The following is a 14,778-nucleotide window of genomic DNA, read 5'->3' on the forward strand; positions in this document are numbered from 1 at the left end:
ATGGTGGGGCGGGTGGGACTCGAACCCACGGCCGGCGGATTATGAGTCCGCTGCTCTAACCGGCTGAGCTACCGCCCCATAGCGGCGTGTCGCGTACACGTGTGCGCGCCGTCTGCCGCAGCATAGCCGCTCATACGATCTCACGCTTCGCCTGGTCGGACGCCGTTGACCATGAGGACCGCGCCGCGGCCTGCGCGGTTCCCGGCGACATGAAAAAGGACCCCTAAGGGTCCTCGATCACGATGCTCCCCCGACTGGACTCGAACCAGTAACCTGCCGGTTAACAGCCGGCTGCTCTGCCAATTGAGCTACGGAGGACCGAAGCTCCCCCGACTGGACTCGAACCAGTAACCTGCCGGTTAACAGCCGGCTGCTCTGCCAATTGAGCTACGGAGGAATGCCTCGTCTGCATCGAACGCACCTACCTGGGTATTCGCCAGAGGGCGGACGCTCGCTGCGACACATACATTAGCGCAAGCAGGGGGGTGCTCCGCCAATCGGTTCCCCCCGGCACCGATGCCGCACCGCAGACCTACACGAGGGAAGGGTGGCCGTCATGCGCTACCGGCTCACATTCGTCGTCGGAATCGCCCTGGGCTACGTGCTCGGTTCGAAGGCAGGGCGAGAGCGCTACGAACAGCTGAAGAAGTCCGCCCGGCAGGTCGCCCAGAACCCCGCCGTGCGCAACACGGCGGAGTCGGCGGCGCAGCAGGGCCGCCAGTTCGCCGGCAAGGCGTACCACGTGGTCAGTGACAAGGTCGGGGACCGGATGCCCGAGTCGGTCGCGGGCCGGGTCCGGTCGCTGCGGGAGCGGTCCGCGCAGAGCGACGGAGCGGACGACTGGGGCACCAGTCATACGTAGTGCCCGCCGAGCCGACGCGGTCACCCCTCGCGGTGCGGCAGAATTTTGCTCATGGGGATAGTCGCCGGGTTGGACAGTTCGCCCGATTTCACTCGCATCGTCGTCTGCGACGCGGACACAGGGGCCGTGCTCAGGCAGGGCTATGCGCCGCATCCGGTGGAGGGTTCCGACGGTGCCGGCCGTCCTTCCGATGTCGATCCGCAGGCCTGGCTGCTCTCCCTCGGGGAAGCGGCCGGCGGCGGACTGCTGGAAGGCGTGCAGGCCATCGGCGTGTCCGCGCAGCAGAACGCGATCGTGCCGCTCGACGCGCAGGGCAACACCGTGCGCCCGGCGATGGTCGGCGGCGACAAGCGCGCGCAGGTCGCGGCGGCCGATCTGATCGACGCGCTCGGCGGGCGCGAGGCGTGGGCGCAGGCGGTGGGCTCGGTGCCGCAGGCCGCGCAGCCGGTGACGAAGCTGCGCTGGCTGGCGAAGAACGAGCCCGACGCCGCCCTGCGGACCGCCGTGCTGCTCCAGGCCCACGACTGGCTCGTGTGGCAGCTCCTCGGGCGGCCGGTGCGCCGCACCACCGACCGGGGCGGCGCCTCCGGCACCGGGTACTGGTCGGCGGCGATCGGCGGCTACCGGTCCGAGCTGGTGGAGCTGGCGCTGGGTCACCAGGTCATGCTGCCCGAGGTGATCGGTCCCTCGGACGCGGCCGGTACGACACCGGAGGGCCTGCTGATCTCGGCGGGCACCGGCGAGACCATGGCCGCCGCGTTCGGGCTGGGCATCGGCCTCGGGGACGCGGTCGTGTCGCTGGGCGCCTCCGGGTCCGTGATGGCCGTGCACCCCGAGGCCCTCGTCGACCAGAGCGGCATGATCACCTCGCTGGCGGACGCGACGGGCATGCATCTGCCGGTCGTCACCACCCTGAACGCCGTACGGACCCTGCGCGGGGCCGCCGAGCTGCTCGGGGTGGCGGATCTGGAGACGCTGTCCGATCTGGCGACGAAGTCGACCCCGGGGGCGCACGGGCTGGTGCTGCTGCCCTACCTGGAGGGTGAGCGGACGCCGAACCTGCCGCACGCCGCAGGGACCCTGACGGGTCTGCGGCGCGAGTCGATGAAGCCGGAGCATTTCGCGCGGGCAGCGTTCGAGGGCATGCTGTGCGGGCTCGCGGACGCGCTGGACGTGCTGCGGGGCCGGGGCGTGGCGGTGCGGCGGATCTTCCTGCTCGGTGCGGCGGCCGAGCTGCCGGCCGTGCAGGCGGCGGCGCCCGCGCTGTTCGGGGCGCAGGTCGTCGTACCGCAGCCCGCGGACTACGCGGCGATCGGGGCGGCGCGGCAGGCCGCCTGGGCGCTCGGGGCGTCCCAGGGCACGCTCGACCCGCGCACTCCCCCGGCCTGGCCGGGTCCGGTGGCCCAGGTGCTGGATCCGGGTGAAGAACTGGCCGTGGGACAGGCCGTGCGGCAGCAGTACGTGTCGGTGCGGGAGCAGACGCATCCCACGGCGTTCCGCTCGTAGGGCCGCGGCCGGCGCAACGCTGTCGGCTTAATCGGTTGAGGTAACACCGGTGGAGTGTCGGACGATAGGGGCCAGGGGCAACCGATGCCCCTCTCCCCGCCGACTCCGAGAGACGAAGCGTGCTCATACGACTTCTGCGGACCTATCTCAGGCCCTACAAGAAACCCATCGTCCTTCTGGTGCTGCTCCAGTTCCTCCAGACCTGCGCCACGCTGTACCTGCCCACGCTGAACGCCGACATCATCGACAACGGCGTGGTCAACGGTGACACCGGCTACATCCTTTCCTACGGCGCCCTGATGATCGGCATCTCGCTGGTTCAGGTCGTCTGCAACATCGGTGCCGTCTACTACGGCGCCCGGACGGCGTCCGCGCTCGGGCGGGACATGCGGGCGGCCGTCTTCGACCGGGTGCAGTCCTTCTCCGCCCGCGAGGTCGGCCAGTTCGGCGCGCCCTCGCTGATCACCCGGACCACGAACGACGTCCAGCAGATCCAGATGCTGGCCCTGATGTCGTTCACCCTGATGGTGTCCGCGCCGATCATGTGCGTGGGCGGCATCGTGATGGCCCTCGGTCTGGACGTGCCGCTGTCCGGGATCCTGGTCGCCGTGGTGCCGGTACTGGGCATCTGCGTGACGCTGATCGTGCGGGCGCTGCGGCCCCTGTTCCGGTCCATGCAGACGCGGCTGGACACGGTGAACCGGGTGCTGCGCGAGCAGATCACCGGCAACCGCGTCATCCGCGCCTTCGTCCGCGACGCGTACGAGGAGCAGCGTTTCCGCGAGGCCAACGCCGACCTCACCGACATCTCGCTGAAGGCCGGCAACCTGCTCGCGCTGATGTTCCCGGTGGTCATGACCACGGTGAACCTGTCGTCGATCGCGGTGGTGTGGTTCGGCGCCCACCGGATCGACAGCGGCGGGATGCAGATCGGCGATCTGACCGCCTTCCTCGCCTACCTCATGCAGATCGTCATGTCCGTGATGATGGCCACCTTCATGTTCATGATGGTGCCGCGCGCCGAGGTGTGCGCCGAGCGCCTCCAGGAGGTGCTGGACACCGAGTCCAGCGTCGTCCTGCCGAAGGCGCCGGTGCGCGAGCTGCGGCGCCACGGTCACCTGGAGATCCGGGGCGCCGGCTTCGGCTACCCGGGTGCCGAGGAACCCGTGCTCAAGGGCGTCGACCTGGTGGCGCGGCCCGGTGAGACCACCGCCGTCATCGGCTCGACGGGCAGCGGCAAGTCCACGCTGCTCGGGCTGGTGCCCCGGCTGTTCGACGCCACCGACGGGCAGGTCCTCGTCGACGGCGTCGAGGTGGCCCACCTGGACGCGGCGCTGCTCGCCAGGACGGTCGGTCTCGTGCCGCAGAAGCCGTACCTGTTCGCCGGCACGGTCGCCACCAACCTGCGGTACGGCAATCCGGACGCGACGGACGAGGAGTTGTGGCACGCGCTGGAGGTGGCGCAGGCCGACGACTTCGTGCGGAACCTGGAGGGCGGGCTGAACGCCCCCGTCGCGCAGGGCGGCACCAACGTGTCCGGCGGTCAGCGCCAGCGGCTCGCCATCGCCCGTACGCTCGTGCAGCGTCCGGAGATCTACCTCTTCGACGACTCCTTCTCCGCGCTCGACTACGCCACCGACGCCGCGCTCAGGGCGGCCCTCGCCCGGGAGACCGCCGAGGCGACCGTCGTCATCGTCGCCCAGCGGGTGGCCACCATCCGCGACGCCGACCGGATCGTCGTCCTCGACGAGGGCCGGGTCGTCGGCGAGGGCACCCATCAGGAACTGATGGCGGACAACGAGACCTACCGGGAGATCGTCCTCTCCCAGCTCACGGAAGCGGAGGCTGCCTGATGGCCGGGCCCATGGGGCGCATGATGGCCGGGACCGGACCGGAGAGTCGCACGCTGGACTTCAAGGCGTCCGGCCGGCGGCTGCTCACCCACTTCAAGCCGGAACGGCTCACCCTCTACGCGATGCTGTTCTGCGTCGTCCTGGGCGTGGGCCTGAGCGTGGTCGGACCGAAGATCCTCGGCCGGGCCACCGACCTGGTGTTCGCCGGCATCATCGGGCGGGAGATGCCGGCCGGGTCCTCCAAGAACCAGGTCCTCGACGCGATGCGTGAGCGCGGTGACGGCGATGTCGCCACCATGCTCTCCGGCACCGACTTCACCCCCGGCCAGGGCATCGACTTCGACGCCGTCGGCCGGGTCCTGCTGTTCGCGGTGGCGGTGTTCGCCGTCGCGGGCCTGCTGATGGCGGTGGCGACCCGGCTGGTCAACCGGGCCGTCAACCGCACGATGTACCGGATGCGCGAGGACGTGCAGACGAAGCTGGGGCGGCTTCCGCTGTCGTACTTCGACAAGCGGCAGCGCGGCGAGGTGCTGTCCCGGGCGACCAACGACATCGACAACATCGGGCAGACGCTCCAGCAGTCGCTGGGCCAGCTCGTGAACTCGCTGCTCACCATCGTCGGCGTACTGGTGATGATGTTCTGGGTGTCGTGGATCCTCGCCCTGGTCGCGCTGGTGACCGTCCCGCTGTCGGCGGTCGTCGCCGCGCGCGTGGGCAAGCGCTCGCAGCCGCACTTCGTGCAGCAGTGGCGCACCACCGGCAAGCTGAACGCGCACATCGAGGAGATGTACACCGGCCACACGCTGGTGAAGGTGTTCGGCCGGCAGGAGGAGTCGGCCCGGCAGTTCGCGGAGCAGAACGACGCGCTGTACGAGGCCGGGTTCAAGGCGCAGTTCAACAGCGGGATCATGCAGCCGCTGATGTTCTTCGTGTCGAACCTCAACTATGTGCTGGTGGCCGTGGTCGGCGGGCTGCGGGTCGCCACCGGGTCCCTGTCGATCGGTGACGTGCAGGCGTTCATCCAGTACTCGCGCCAGTTCTCGATGCCGCTGACGCAGGTGGCGTCGATGGCGAACCTGGTGCAGTCGGGCGTCGCCTCGGCGGAGCGGATCTTCGAACTGCTGGACGCGGAGGAGCAGCAGGCCGATCCGGTGCCGGGCGTGCGGCCCGAGGAACTGCGCGGGCGGGTGGCGCTGGAACACGTGTCGTTCCGCTACGAACCCGACAAGCCGCTGATCGAGGACCTCTCGCTGGTCGTCGAACCCGGTCACACGGTCGCCATCGTGGGCCCGACCGGCGCCGGCAAGACCACGCTGGTCAACCTGCTGATGCGGTTCTACGACGTCACCGGCGGGCGCATCACCCTCGACGGCGTCGACATCGCGCGGATGTCCCGCGACGAACTGCGCGCCGGGATCGGCATGGTGCTCCAGGACACCTGGCTGTTCGGCGGCACCATCGCGGAGAACATCGCGTACGGCGCCAGGCGCGAGGTGACGCGGGGGGAGATCGAGGAGGCGGCGCGGGCGGCCCATGCCGACCGGTTCGTGCGCACCCTCCCCGACGGCTACGACACGGTGATCGACGGCGAGGGCAGCGGGGTCAGCGCCGGTGAGAAGCAGCTGATCACCCTCGCGCGGGCGTTCCTGTCCGACCCGGTGATCCTGGTGCTCGACGAGGCGACGAGTTCCGTCGACACCCGTACCGAGGTGCTGATCCAGAAGGCGATGGCGAAGCTGGCGCACGGGCGGACGTCGTTCGTCATCGCGCACCGGCTGTCGACGATCCGTGACGCCGACACCATTCTGGTGATGGAGAACGGGGCGATCGTCGAGCAGGGCACGCACACGGATCTGCTGGCGGCGGACGGGGCGTACGCGCGGCTGTACCAGGCGCAGTTCGCCCAGGCGGTCGCCGAGGTCGACTAGGTCCCGGTCGTCGCCTTCCCGTCGTCCGCCCGGACGGCGGGCCGGAGCCGGAGCGGGTGCCGGGCGTCGCCCGGCGGGCGGGAAGGTGACGACAGGGACCGGGGGGACGGCGGACGGGGAGCCGCCGCCCCGCAGGCGGCCCCCACGTCAGTCCAGGTAGCCCCTGAGCTGGTCCGCGAAGGCGTGGTCGCGGAGTTTGTTGAGGGTCTTGGACTCGATCTGCCGTATGCGCTCCCGGGTGACGCCGAAGATGCGGCCGATCTCCTCCAGGGTGCGGGGGCGGCCGTCGGCCAGGCCGTAGCGGAGCTGGACGACCTTGCGCTCCCGCTCGCCGAGTGTCGACAGCACCACCTCCAGGTGCTCCCTGAGCAGCAGGAACGCCGCCGACTCCACGGGGCTGGCGGCGTCGCCGTCCTCGATGAGGTCGCCGAGGGCGACGTCGTCCTCCTCGCCCACCGGGGCGTGCAGCGAGACCGGCTCCTGGGCCAGCCGCAGCACCTCCCCGACGCGCTCGGGGGCGAGGTCGAGCTGGGCGGCGACCTCCTCGGCGGTGGGCTCGTAGCCGCGTTCCTGGAGCAGCCGGCGCTGGACGCGGACCACGCGGTTGATCAGCTCCACCACGTGCACGGGAACGCGGATCGTGCGGGCCTGGTCGGCGAGCGCGCGGGACATGGCCTGCCGGATCCACCAGGTGGCGTAGGTGGAGAACTTGTAGCCGCGGGCGTAGTCGAACTTCTCGACCGCCCTGATCAGGCCCAGGTTGCCCTCCTGGACGAGGTCGAGCATGGTCAGGCCGCGGCCGACGTAGCGCTTGGCGACCGACACGACCAGGCGCAGGTTCGACTCGATGAGGCGGCGCTTGGCCATCCGGCCCATGACGACCAGTTTGTCCAGGTCGAGGGCGAGGTCGCTGTCCATGTCGGGGGTGCTGCCCAGTCTCGCCTCGGCGAACAGTCCGGCCTCCACGCGGCGGGCCAGCTCGACCTCCTCCGCGGCGGTGAGCAGCGGGATGCGGCCGATCTCGCGCAGGTACTGGCGGAACAGGTCCGAGGAGGGGCCGGAGGTGTCGACGAAGCGCGGGGCGGGCGGGTCGACGGGTTCGGGGGTCTCGTCGAGCGCCTCGGCGGACGGGTCCTCGGGCGCCGGGTCGGCCGGCTCGGGCTCCGGTTCCATGGCCGTCTCCGGGTGACGTACGGCACGGTTCTGCGGCGGGACCGCGACCAGGACGCCCGTCCCGCCGTCCGGTTCCGTGCCGTCGGTACACGTGTCGGTCTGGGTGAGGGTCTGGGTCTGCACGGGGGCGACCTCCAGGGTGATCGCTGCCGAGAGGAGCGGCAGCGCTGCTTCGAGGCGGAGCAGGCGGCCTCGCCGCCGTCCGTCCCGTACGCGATGAGCGGAACCGCGGGGGGTGTGGGACCCGTTGGGGACGGATCGGCCGCGCTCCGAGGACTCAGGCACCGCCACCCAGTGTGGAGTACGACACATCGCCGCCACGAGGGGCGTGCGATGACTTTTTGCGTCCGGTCCGTGACCGCGTGCTGACCGTGCCGGCCGGCGTCCGGTCAGAGAGCGGCGGCTCCGTGCCCGCGCAGCGCCTGGTCGTACTGCTGGAGGACCCACAGCTCGTTCTGCACGGCGGCCAGTTGGGCCGGGTCGCCGCCGGCGGAGAGCCGGGCCAGCTGGGACTGGACGTCGCGGACCCGTCGCTCCACGGCGCGCCGGCGGACCTGGACGAGGACGGTGCCGGCGTAGACGTCGTCGACCGCGCGCCGCATGATCGGCTCCACGGCCAGTTCGGTGACCATGGCGCGGACGGTGTCGTCGGGCGCGGCGTCCCGGACCCGCACCAGGTACTCCTGCCCGTCCTGGACGCCGGACTCGGCGCCGCCGGCCTCCTGGATCGCCGCGCGTACGGCGGCGTACGGGGCGGCGGTGAACTCGTCGGCGCCGTACGCGTCGAAGGCCGGGGCGACCAGCTCGGGGCGCTGGAGGGCGAGCTTGAGCAGCTCGCGCTCGGTGGCGTAGACGGGGTTGCGCAGGGTGAGGGCGGGACCGGCGGTGGTGGGGCGGGGGGCGGCCTCGTAGGGCTGGGCGGAGCCGCCGCGGGCCGGCGCCGGGCCCCTGCCGCCGCGGTCGCGGGCCCAACGGGCCAGCTGTGCCACGCGCTTGACGACGAACTGGGTGTCGAGGATGCCGAGCATGCCGGCCAGCTGCACGGCGACCTCGTGCTGGGCGCCGCTGTTCTTGATGCGGGCGACGACCGGGGCGGCCTCGTCGAGGGCGGCGGCCCGGCCGCCCGGGGTCTCCAGGTCGTAGCGGGCGACGATCTGCCGGAGGGCGAACTCGAACAGCGGGGTGCGGGGTTCGACGAGGTCGGCGACCGCCTCGTCGCCCTTGGCCAGCCGCAGGTCGCAGGGGTCCATGTTGTCCGGCGCGATGGCGATGTACGTCTCGGCGGCGAACTTCTGGTCGTCCTCGAAGGCGCGCAGGGCCGCCTTCTGGCCGGCCGCGTCGCCGTCGAAGGTGAAGATCACGCGGGCGGAGCCGTTGTCCATCAGCAGGCGGCGGAGGATCTTGATGTGGTCGGTGCCGAAGGCCGTGCCGCAGGTGGCGATGGCGGTGGTGACGCCGGCCAGGTGGCAGGCCATGACGTCGGTGTAGCCCTCGACGACGACCGCACGGGACACCTTGGCGATGTCCTTCTTCGCGAGGTCGATGCCGTAGAGGACCTGCGACTTGCGGTAGATCGGCGTGTCCGGCGTGTTCAGGTACTTGGGACCGTTGTCGCTGTCGTAGAGCTTGCGGGCGCCGAAGCCGACGACCTCGCCGCCGATGTCGCGGATGGGCCACATGAGCCGGCCGCGGAAGCGGTCGATGGGGCCGCGGCGGCCCTCCTGGGCGAGGCCGGAGACGACGAGTTCCTTGTCGCTGAAGCCCTTGCCGCGCAGGAAGCGGGTGAGGTGGTCCCAGCCCTGGGGGCTGTAGCCGACACCGAAGTGGACGGCGGCGGCCTGGTCGAAGCCGCGCTCGGCGAGGAAGATCCGGCCGGCGTCGGCCTCGGGGCTGACGGCGAGCTGCTCGGCGTACCACTCGGCGGCCATCTTGTGGGCCTCGACCAGGCGGATGCGTTCGCCGCGCTGGTGGGAGGGGTTGTAGCCGCCCTCCTCGTAACGCAGGGTGATGCCGGCCTGGGCGGCGAGGCGCTCGACGGCCTCGGAGAAGGTGAGGTGGTCGATCTTCATCACGAACGTGATGGTGTCGCCGCCCTCCTGGCAGCCGAAGCAGTGGAAGAGACCCTTGCTGGGGCTGACCTGGAAGGACGGTGACTTCTCGTCGTGGAAGGGGCACAGACCCTTGAGGTTGCCGCCGCCCGCGCCGCGCAGCTGGAGGTACTCGGACACCACGGCGTCGATCGGGACCGCGTCCCGAACCGCCTTCACGTCCTCGTCGTTGATCCGTCCTGCCACGTGGTGATTCTACGGGGGTGGACCGACATCCCCGGGACGGCGGAACCCCGCGGGCGGCCAGAACCTCTCGTCCGGATCATGCCGGGCCGGTCCGGACGAGGGGCCCTAGGCGATCAACCTGTCGAGGGGCACATGGGGATCCGCGAGCGCCTCGGTGTCGACCGGCCCACCCGCCCGCACCAGCTTCTGGATCTGCTCTGTGACGTCCCACACGTTCACGTTCATCCCCGCCAGCACCCGCCCCTCCTTGACCCAGAACGCGATGAACTCCCGCTTCCCCGCGTCGCCCCGGATCACCACCTCGTCGTACGTCCCCGGCGGCGCCCATCCGCTGTACTCCAGCCCCAGGTCGTACTGGTCGGAGAAGAAATAGGGCACCCGGTCGTAGCTGACGTCCCTGCCGAGCATGGCGCGGGCGGCGGCCGGTCCGCCGTTCAGGGCGTTGGCCCAGTGCTCGACCCGCAGCGTCGTGCCGAACAGCCCGAGCGGGAAGGACGCCACGTCCCCCGCGGCGTGGATGTCGGGGTCGGAGGTGCGCAGCCGGGTGTCCACCGCGATGCCGCCGCCGTGGACGCGGTCGGCCAGCTCCAGTCCGGCGGCCTCGGCGAGGGCGGTGCGCGGGGCGGCCCCGATCGCGGCGAGCACGTCGTGCGCCGGGTGCTCCTCGCCGTCGTCCGTGCGGGCGGCGAGGACCATGCCGTCCTGGCCGACGATCTCGGTGAGCCGGACGCCGAAGTGGAAGCGGACGCCGTGCTCGCGGTGCAGCTCGGCGAAGACATTGCCCAGTTCGGGTCCGAGGACGCCGTGCAGCGGGGTCGGCTCCGGTTCGATGACGGTGACCTCCGCGCCGTACTCGCGGGCCGCCGCCGCGATCTCCAGGCCGATCCAGCCGGCGCCGGCGATCACGATGTGCCCGTTGTCGCGGCCGAGTGCCGCGAGGACGCCCTTGAGGCGCTCGGCGTGGGAGAGGCGGCGCAGGTGGTGCACGCCCGCGAGGCCGGTGCCGGGAATGTCGAGGCGGCGGGGCTCGGAGCCGGTGGCCAGCAGCAGTTTGTCGTAGTGCACGAGGGTGCCGTCGTCGCCGTAGCGGACCGTCTTGGCCGTACGGTCGATCGCGTCGACGGTCTGGCCCAGGTGCAGCTCCACGTCGTTGCGCGCGTACCAGGCGGGTTCGTGCACGAAGACGCTCTCCCGGCTGTCCTTGCCGAGCAGGAAACCCTTGGAGAGTGGCGGGCGTTCGTAGGGGTGGTCCCGCTCGTCGCAGATCAGTATCACGCGGCCGGTGAAGCCCTCGGTCCTCAGTGTTTCGGCCGCCTTGGCGCCGGCCAGGCCTCCTCCGACGATGACGAATGTCTGATCCGCGTCGACCACGTGATGCCTCCTCGTAACAGTGCCGCCACCCGAGCGTCCCGCACGGGGCGTGAGGGGGGAAGAGGGGGTGACCCGATCAGGCCACGGAGTGTCACCTTCGCGCCCGTTCGGGCGCATCGGCCCGCCCGTTCAGGATCTCGCGGTGAAGCGGGCGTGCAGGGAGCGGGCCGAGGCGTCGGTGAGGGAGGCGATCTGGTCGACGATCACCCGCTTGCGGGCGCGGTCGTCGGCGGCCCGCTCGAAGAGGGCGCGGAACTGGGGGTCCAGGCCGTCGGGGGCGCGCGCGGTGAGCGCCTCGGCCAGCTCGCCGATGACCACGCGCTGGTCGGCGCGGAGCAGCTCCTGCTCGGCGCGCTGCATGACGTACCGGTCGGCGACGGCCTTGAGGACCGCGCACTCCAGCCGGGTCTCGTGGGGGACGACGAGTTCGGCGCCGTAGCGGGTGAGGCGCCCGAGGCCGTACCGCGCGCGCGTGGCGGTCTCGGCGGCCAGGCAGAAGCGGCCGATGAGCTGGCTGGTGGCGTCCTTGAGGCGGGCCTGGGCGGCGGCGGTGCCGTCGTAGCCGTGCGGCCACCACGGCTGATCCTGGAGCCGGTCCAGGGCGGCGGCGAGTGCAGCGGGGTCGGTGTCCGCGGGGACGTAGCGGCCGACGGCGACGCGGAAGACCTCGGCGCGCTCCGGTTCGGCGTGCAGGCAGCCGGGGTCGATGTGGCCGGCGTGCAGGCCGTCCTCCACGTCGTGCACCGAGTAGGCCACGTCGTCCGACCAGTCCATGACCTGCGCCTCGAAACACGTGCGGGTGCCGGGGGCCTCCTTGCGGACCCAGTCGAAGACGGGACGGTCGTCGTCGTAGACACCGAACTTGGGGGACGCCGGGTCGGTGGGGTGGGCACCGCGCGGCCAGGGGTACTTGGTGGCGGCGTCGAGGGTGGCGCGGGTGAGGTTGAGGCCGACGGAGCCCTCGGGGGTGAAGCGCTTGGGTTCGATACGGGTGAGGAGGCGCAGCGACTGGGCGTTGCCCTCGAAGCCGCCGCAGTCACGCGCGAAGTCGTTCAGCGCCTGTTCGCCGTTGTGCCCGAACGGGGGGTGGCCGAGGTCGTGCGAGAGGCAGGCCGCTTCCACCAGGTCGGGGTCGCAGCCGAGGGCCGCGCCCAGCTCCCGGCCGACCTGGGCGCACTCCAGGGAGTGGGTGAGGCGGGTGCGGGGGGTGGCGTCCCAGGCGTCGGTGCGGGTGCCGGGGGTCACCACCTGGGTCTTGCCGGCGAGCCTTCTGAGCGCCGAGGAGTGCAGGACGCGGGCGCGGTCGCGCTGGAAGGCGGTGCGGCCGGGGCGCTTGTCGGGCTCCGCCGCCCAGCGTTCTGTTGACGGCACGTCGTAGGGCATGTCTCGACAGTAAGCGGCGGCAGTGACAATCGGGGCACCGCTCGGCCGCCGGGACGCGTGGGAGGCGCGGTCGCGCCGCCCCGCGCGCTCAGGCGGCGTTGCTGCCGACGCTCACCGCGCGCGCCTGGTCGTAGCGGTGCAGCACCAGGTGGGCCATCGCCTCGTGGGTGCCGAGGGGGGCCGCGGCGATCCAGGGGGCGGCCTGCGCGCACTCGGTGGCGAAGCGGCCGGGGGCCGTGAAATAGGAGGCGACGGCCACGCGGTGGCGGCCTCGCGCGGCCAGGGCGCGGACCGCCGCGGGAACGGTGGACGCGGCCGTCGAGGCGTACGCCGGGACCACGGGGACGCCGAGGCGGTCCGCCAGCAGCCGGGCCGTGCGGCCGGTGTCGACGGCCGAGTCCGGGTCGCGGGAGCCCGCCGCCGCGAGGACCACCGCGCTCGCGCGGCGTTCGGCGTCCGTCATGCGGGTGTGCCAGCCGGCCTCGACGAGACGCGCGTGCAGGGTCTCCACGAGGAGGGGGTGCGGGCCGAGCGGTGCGGCCACGCGCGTGCGTACCCGCACCTGGGCGGCCATCTCGGGGATGTCCCGGCGCACGTGGTAGCCGCGGCTGAGGAGCAGGGGGACGAGGACGGCGTCCGCCGTGTCCGTCGCGTCGAGGCGGGCGAGGGTGTCGGACAGCAGCGGCTCGTTGAGTTCGATGTGCCCGAGGTGCACGGGCAGGTCCGGACGCAGGTCGCGGACGCGGTCCAGGAGCGTGCCGACGGTGCTCAGGGCGCGCGGGTCGCGGCTGCCGTGGGCGACGACCACCAGCGCGGGCGGGGCGGGGCGCCGGCGGCCGCCGCGGGGGACGAGGCTGAGCCGGCCGGCGAGCTGGGAGTCGGTCCGGTTCATGAGGTGCCCCGTGCTGTCGAGGTGGGTGCCACCGGGCGGCGGGCTGCCGGGCCGGTGGTGGGACTCGTCGTACCTGCTCGTCGTACATGGAGGGGACGCCGTCATGTACCGATCGTGGCGGCGCGAGGTTGCGCCGCCGTTGCGCGACCGTCACGAGTGTTTTCCGGGGGTTCACCGCGCGCGTGACCGCGCTGTGAGGTGCGGTGTGACCTGCGGTGTGAGCGGTGGGGCGGCTCGTCCTCGCGGGGCGTGTGACCTGGGCGACGCGGGCTGACCGAACCGGATCACCGCTCGCCGCGTCTTCCCTGGCGGAGACCGGAAGGACAGTCCGGACGGGCAGCGGGGGGCACCGTATGAAGATCCGTCGGCCGCGGCTGCCGCGCACCCGCACCGGGTGGCGGCGGCTGGTGCGGGGCGTGATGGCGGCCTGTGTGCTCGGACTGCTCCCGGCCACCTGGCTGCACGTGTCGACCGCGGACCGGCTGGGCACGACGGCCGACGCGCCGCGCACCGACGTCGCGGTGGTGTTCGGTGCCGGCCTGTGGGCCGGCGAGCCGTCGCCGTACCTCGCGCACCGGCTGGACGCGGCGGCCACGCTGTACCGGCAGGGGCGCGTGAAGGTCGTGCTCGTCACCGGGGACAACAGCCGTGCGGACTACGACGAGCCCGACGCCATGCGCGCCTACCTGACGGAGCACGGCGTTCCGGACGCGCGGATCGTCAGCGACTACGCGGGCTTCGACACCTGGGACTCCTGCGTCCGCGCGAAGAGGATCTTCGGGGTCGACCGCGCGGTCCTCATCAGTCAGGGCTTCCACATCCGGCGAGCGGTCGCGCTGTGCGAGGCGGCGGGCATCCACTCCTACGGCGTCGGTGTCGACGCCGTACACGACGCGACCTGGTACTACGGCGGCGCGCGGGAGATCTTCGCGGCCGGCAAGGCGGCGCTGGACGCGGTGTTCGAGCCGGATCCGCGATTCCTGGGGCCCGAGGAGCCCGGGGTGACGCGGGCGCTGGCGTCGGGCGGGTAGCGAGCGGGGCGTCCGAGGCGGGCGGGGCCTCTAGACCGGCAGGCGGTGGGTGGGCGAGGCGTCGAGACCGGCAGGGCGTGGGCGGGCAAGGCGTCGGCGGGCAGGGCGTCGGGACCGGCAGGCGGTGGGCGGGCGAGGCGTCGAGACCGGCAGGCAGTGGGCGGGCAAGGCGTCGGCGGGCAGGGCGTCGGGACCGGCAGGCGTTGGGCGGGCGAGGCGTCGAGACCGGCAGGCGGTGGGCGGGCGAGGCGTCGAGACCGGCAGGGCGTGGGCCGGCAAGGCGTCGGCGGGCAGAACGTCGGGACCGGCAGGCGGTGGGCGGGCAGGGCGTCGAGACCGGCAGGCGGTGGGCGGGCGAGGCGTCGAGACCGGCAGGCAGTGGGCGGGCGGGCGTCGGCGGGCAGGGCGTCGGGACCGGCAGGCGGTGGGCGGGCGAGGCGTCGAGACCGGCAGGCAGTGGGCGGGCGAGGCGTAGGCGGGCAAGG

The 14,778-nt window shown here is 72.2% G+C and carries 9 protein-coding genes, 3 tRNA genes and 1 pseudogene; 5 read left to right on the plus strand and 8 right to left on the minus strand.

The features are described from left to right. Position 1: 1 nt before the first annotated feature. The 3 genes from ACFYO5_RS03530 to ACFYO5_RS03540 form a co-directional block, all read right to left on the minus strand. Positions 2–78: transfer RNA gene (locus ACFYO5_RS03530), tRNA-Ile, on the minus strand. A gap of 167 nt (positions 79–245) precedes the next feature. Continuing rightward, positions 246–318 (minus strand) — tRNA-Asn (locus ACFYO5_RS03535). Between the two features lie 6 nt (positions 319–324). After that, positions 325–397: transfer RNA gene (locus tag ACFYO5_RS03540), tRNA-Asn, on the minus strand. 159 nt (positions 398–556) lie between these two features. Here ACFYO5_RS03540 and ACFYO5_RS03545 point away from each other — a divergent pair. The 4 genes from ACFYO5_RS03545 to ACFYO5_RS03560 all read left to right on the plus strand — a co-directional run bounded on the left by ACFYO5_RS03545 (position 557) and on the right by ACFYO5_RS03560 (position 6,149). Then, a complete protein-coding gene (locus ACFYO5_RS03545; protein ID WP_356559630.1) occupies positions 557–862 on the plus strand; it encodes a YtxH domain-containing protein in 306 nt (101 codons plus the stop codon). A 51-nt stretch (positions 863–913) separates the two neighbouring features. Next, positions 914–2,368 carry an FGGY family carbohydrate kinase gene (locus tag ACFYO5_RS03550; RefSeq protein WP_388703712.1) on the plus strand — a complete coding sequence of 485 codons (1,455 nt, stop codon included), beginning with the start codon at positions 914–916 and terminating at the stop codon, positions 2,366–2,368. A 119-nt stretch (positions 2,369–2,487) separates the two neighbouring features. Next, positions 2,488–4,221, plus strand: a complete 1,734-nt coding sequence (locus ACFYO5_RS03555) for an ABC transporter ATP-binding protein (protein ID WP_388703715.1) — start codon at positions 2,488–2,490, stop codon at positions 4,219–4,221. Beyond that, on the plus strand, positions 4,221–6,149 hold the full coding sequence (locus ACFYO5_RS03560) for an ABC transporter ATP-binding protein (protein ID WP_388703717.1): 1,929 nt from the start codon (positions 4,221–4,223) through the stop codon (positions 6,147–6,149). Before ACFYO5_RS03555 ends, ACFYO5_RS03560 begins: the two co-directional genes overlap by 1 nt. 147 nt (positions 6,150–6,296) lie before the next feature. Here ACFYO5_RS03560 and ACFYO5_RS03565 read toward each other — a convergent pair. The 5 genes and pseudogenes from ACFYO5_RS03565 to ACFYO5_RS03585 form a co-directional block, all read right to left on the minus strand. Beyond that, positions 6,297–7,607, minus strand: a pseudogene (locus ACFYO5_RS03565) (RNA polymerase sigma factor). A 104-nt stretch (positions 7,608–7,711) separates the two neighbouring features. Further along, positions 7,712–9,616 (minus strand): DNA primase, encoded by a 1,905-nt coding sequence (gene dnaG, locus ACFYO5_RS03570; protein WP_388703720.1) that lies wholly within the window; start codon positions 9,614–9,616, stop codon positions 7,712–7,714. 105 nt (positions 9,617–9,721) lie between these two features. Next, positions 9,722–10,987 carry an NAD(P)/FAD-dependent oxidoreductase gene (locus ACFYO5_RS03575; protein WP_388703723.1) on the minus strand — a complete coding sequence of 422 codons (1,266 nt, stop codon included), beginning with the start codon at positions 10,985–10,987 and terminating at the stop codon, positions 9,722–9,724. Between the two features lie 129 nt (positions 10,988–11,116). Beyond that, on the minus strand, positions 11,117–12,370 hold the full coding sequence (locus ACFYO5_RS03580) for a deoxyguanosinetriphosphate triphosphohydrolase (RefSeq protein WP_388703726.1): 1,254 nt from the start codon (positions 12,368–12,370) through the stop codon (positions 11,117–11,119). Positions 12,371–12,458: 88 nt separating this feature from the next. Next, positions 12,459–13,262, minus strand: a complete 804-nt coding sequence (locus ACFYO5_RS03585; RefSeq protein WP_388703729.1) for a sirohydrochlorin chelatase — start codon at positions 13,260–13,262, stop codon at positions 12,459–12,461. A 353-nt stretch (positions 13,263–13,615) separates the two neighbouring features. On the opposite strand from ACFYO5_RS03585, the gene ACFYO5_RS03590 reads away from it, so the two are divergent. After that, complete coding sequence (locus tag ACFYO5_RS03590; RefSeq protein ID WP_388703733.1) at positions 13,616–14,293, plus strand: vancomycin high temperature exclusion protein; 678 nt, start codon at positions 13,616–13,618, stop codon at positions 14,291–14,293. Positions 14,294–14,778 lie beyond the last annotated feature (485 nt).

The sequence above is a fragment of the Streptomyces sp. NPDC006259 genome (assembly GCF_042870975.1).
In the GTDB taxonomy this organism is placed as follows: domain Bacteria; phylum Actinomycetota; class Actinomycetes; order Streptomycetales; family Streptomycetaceae; genus Streptomyces.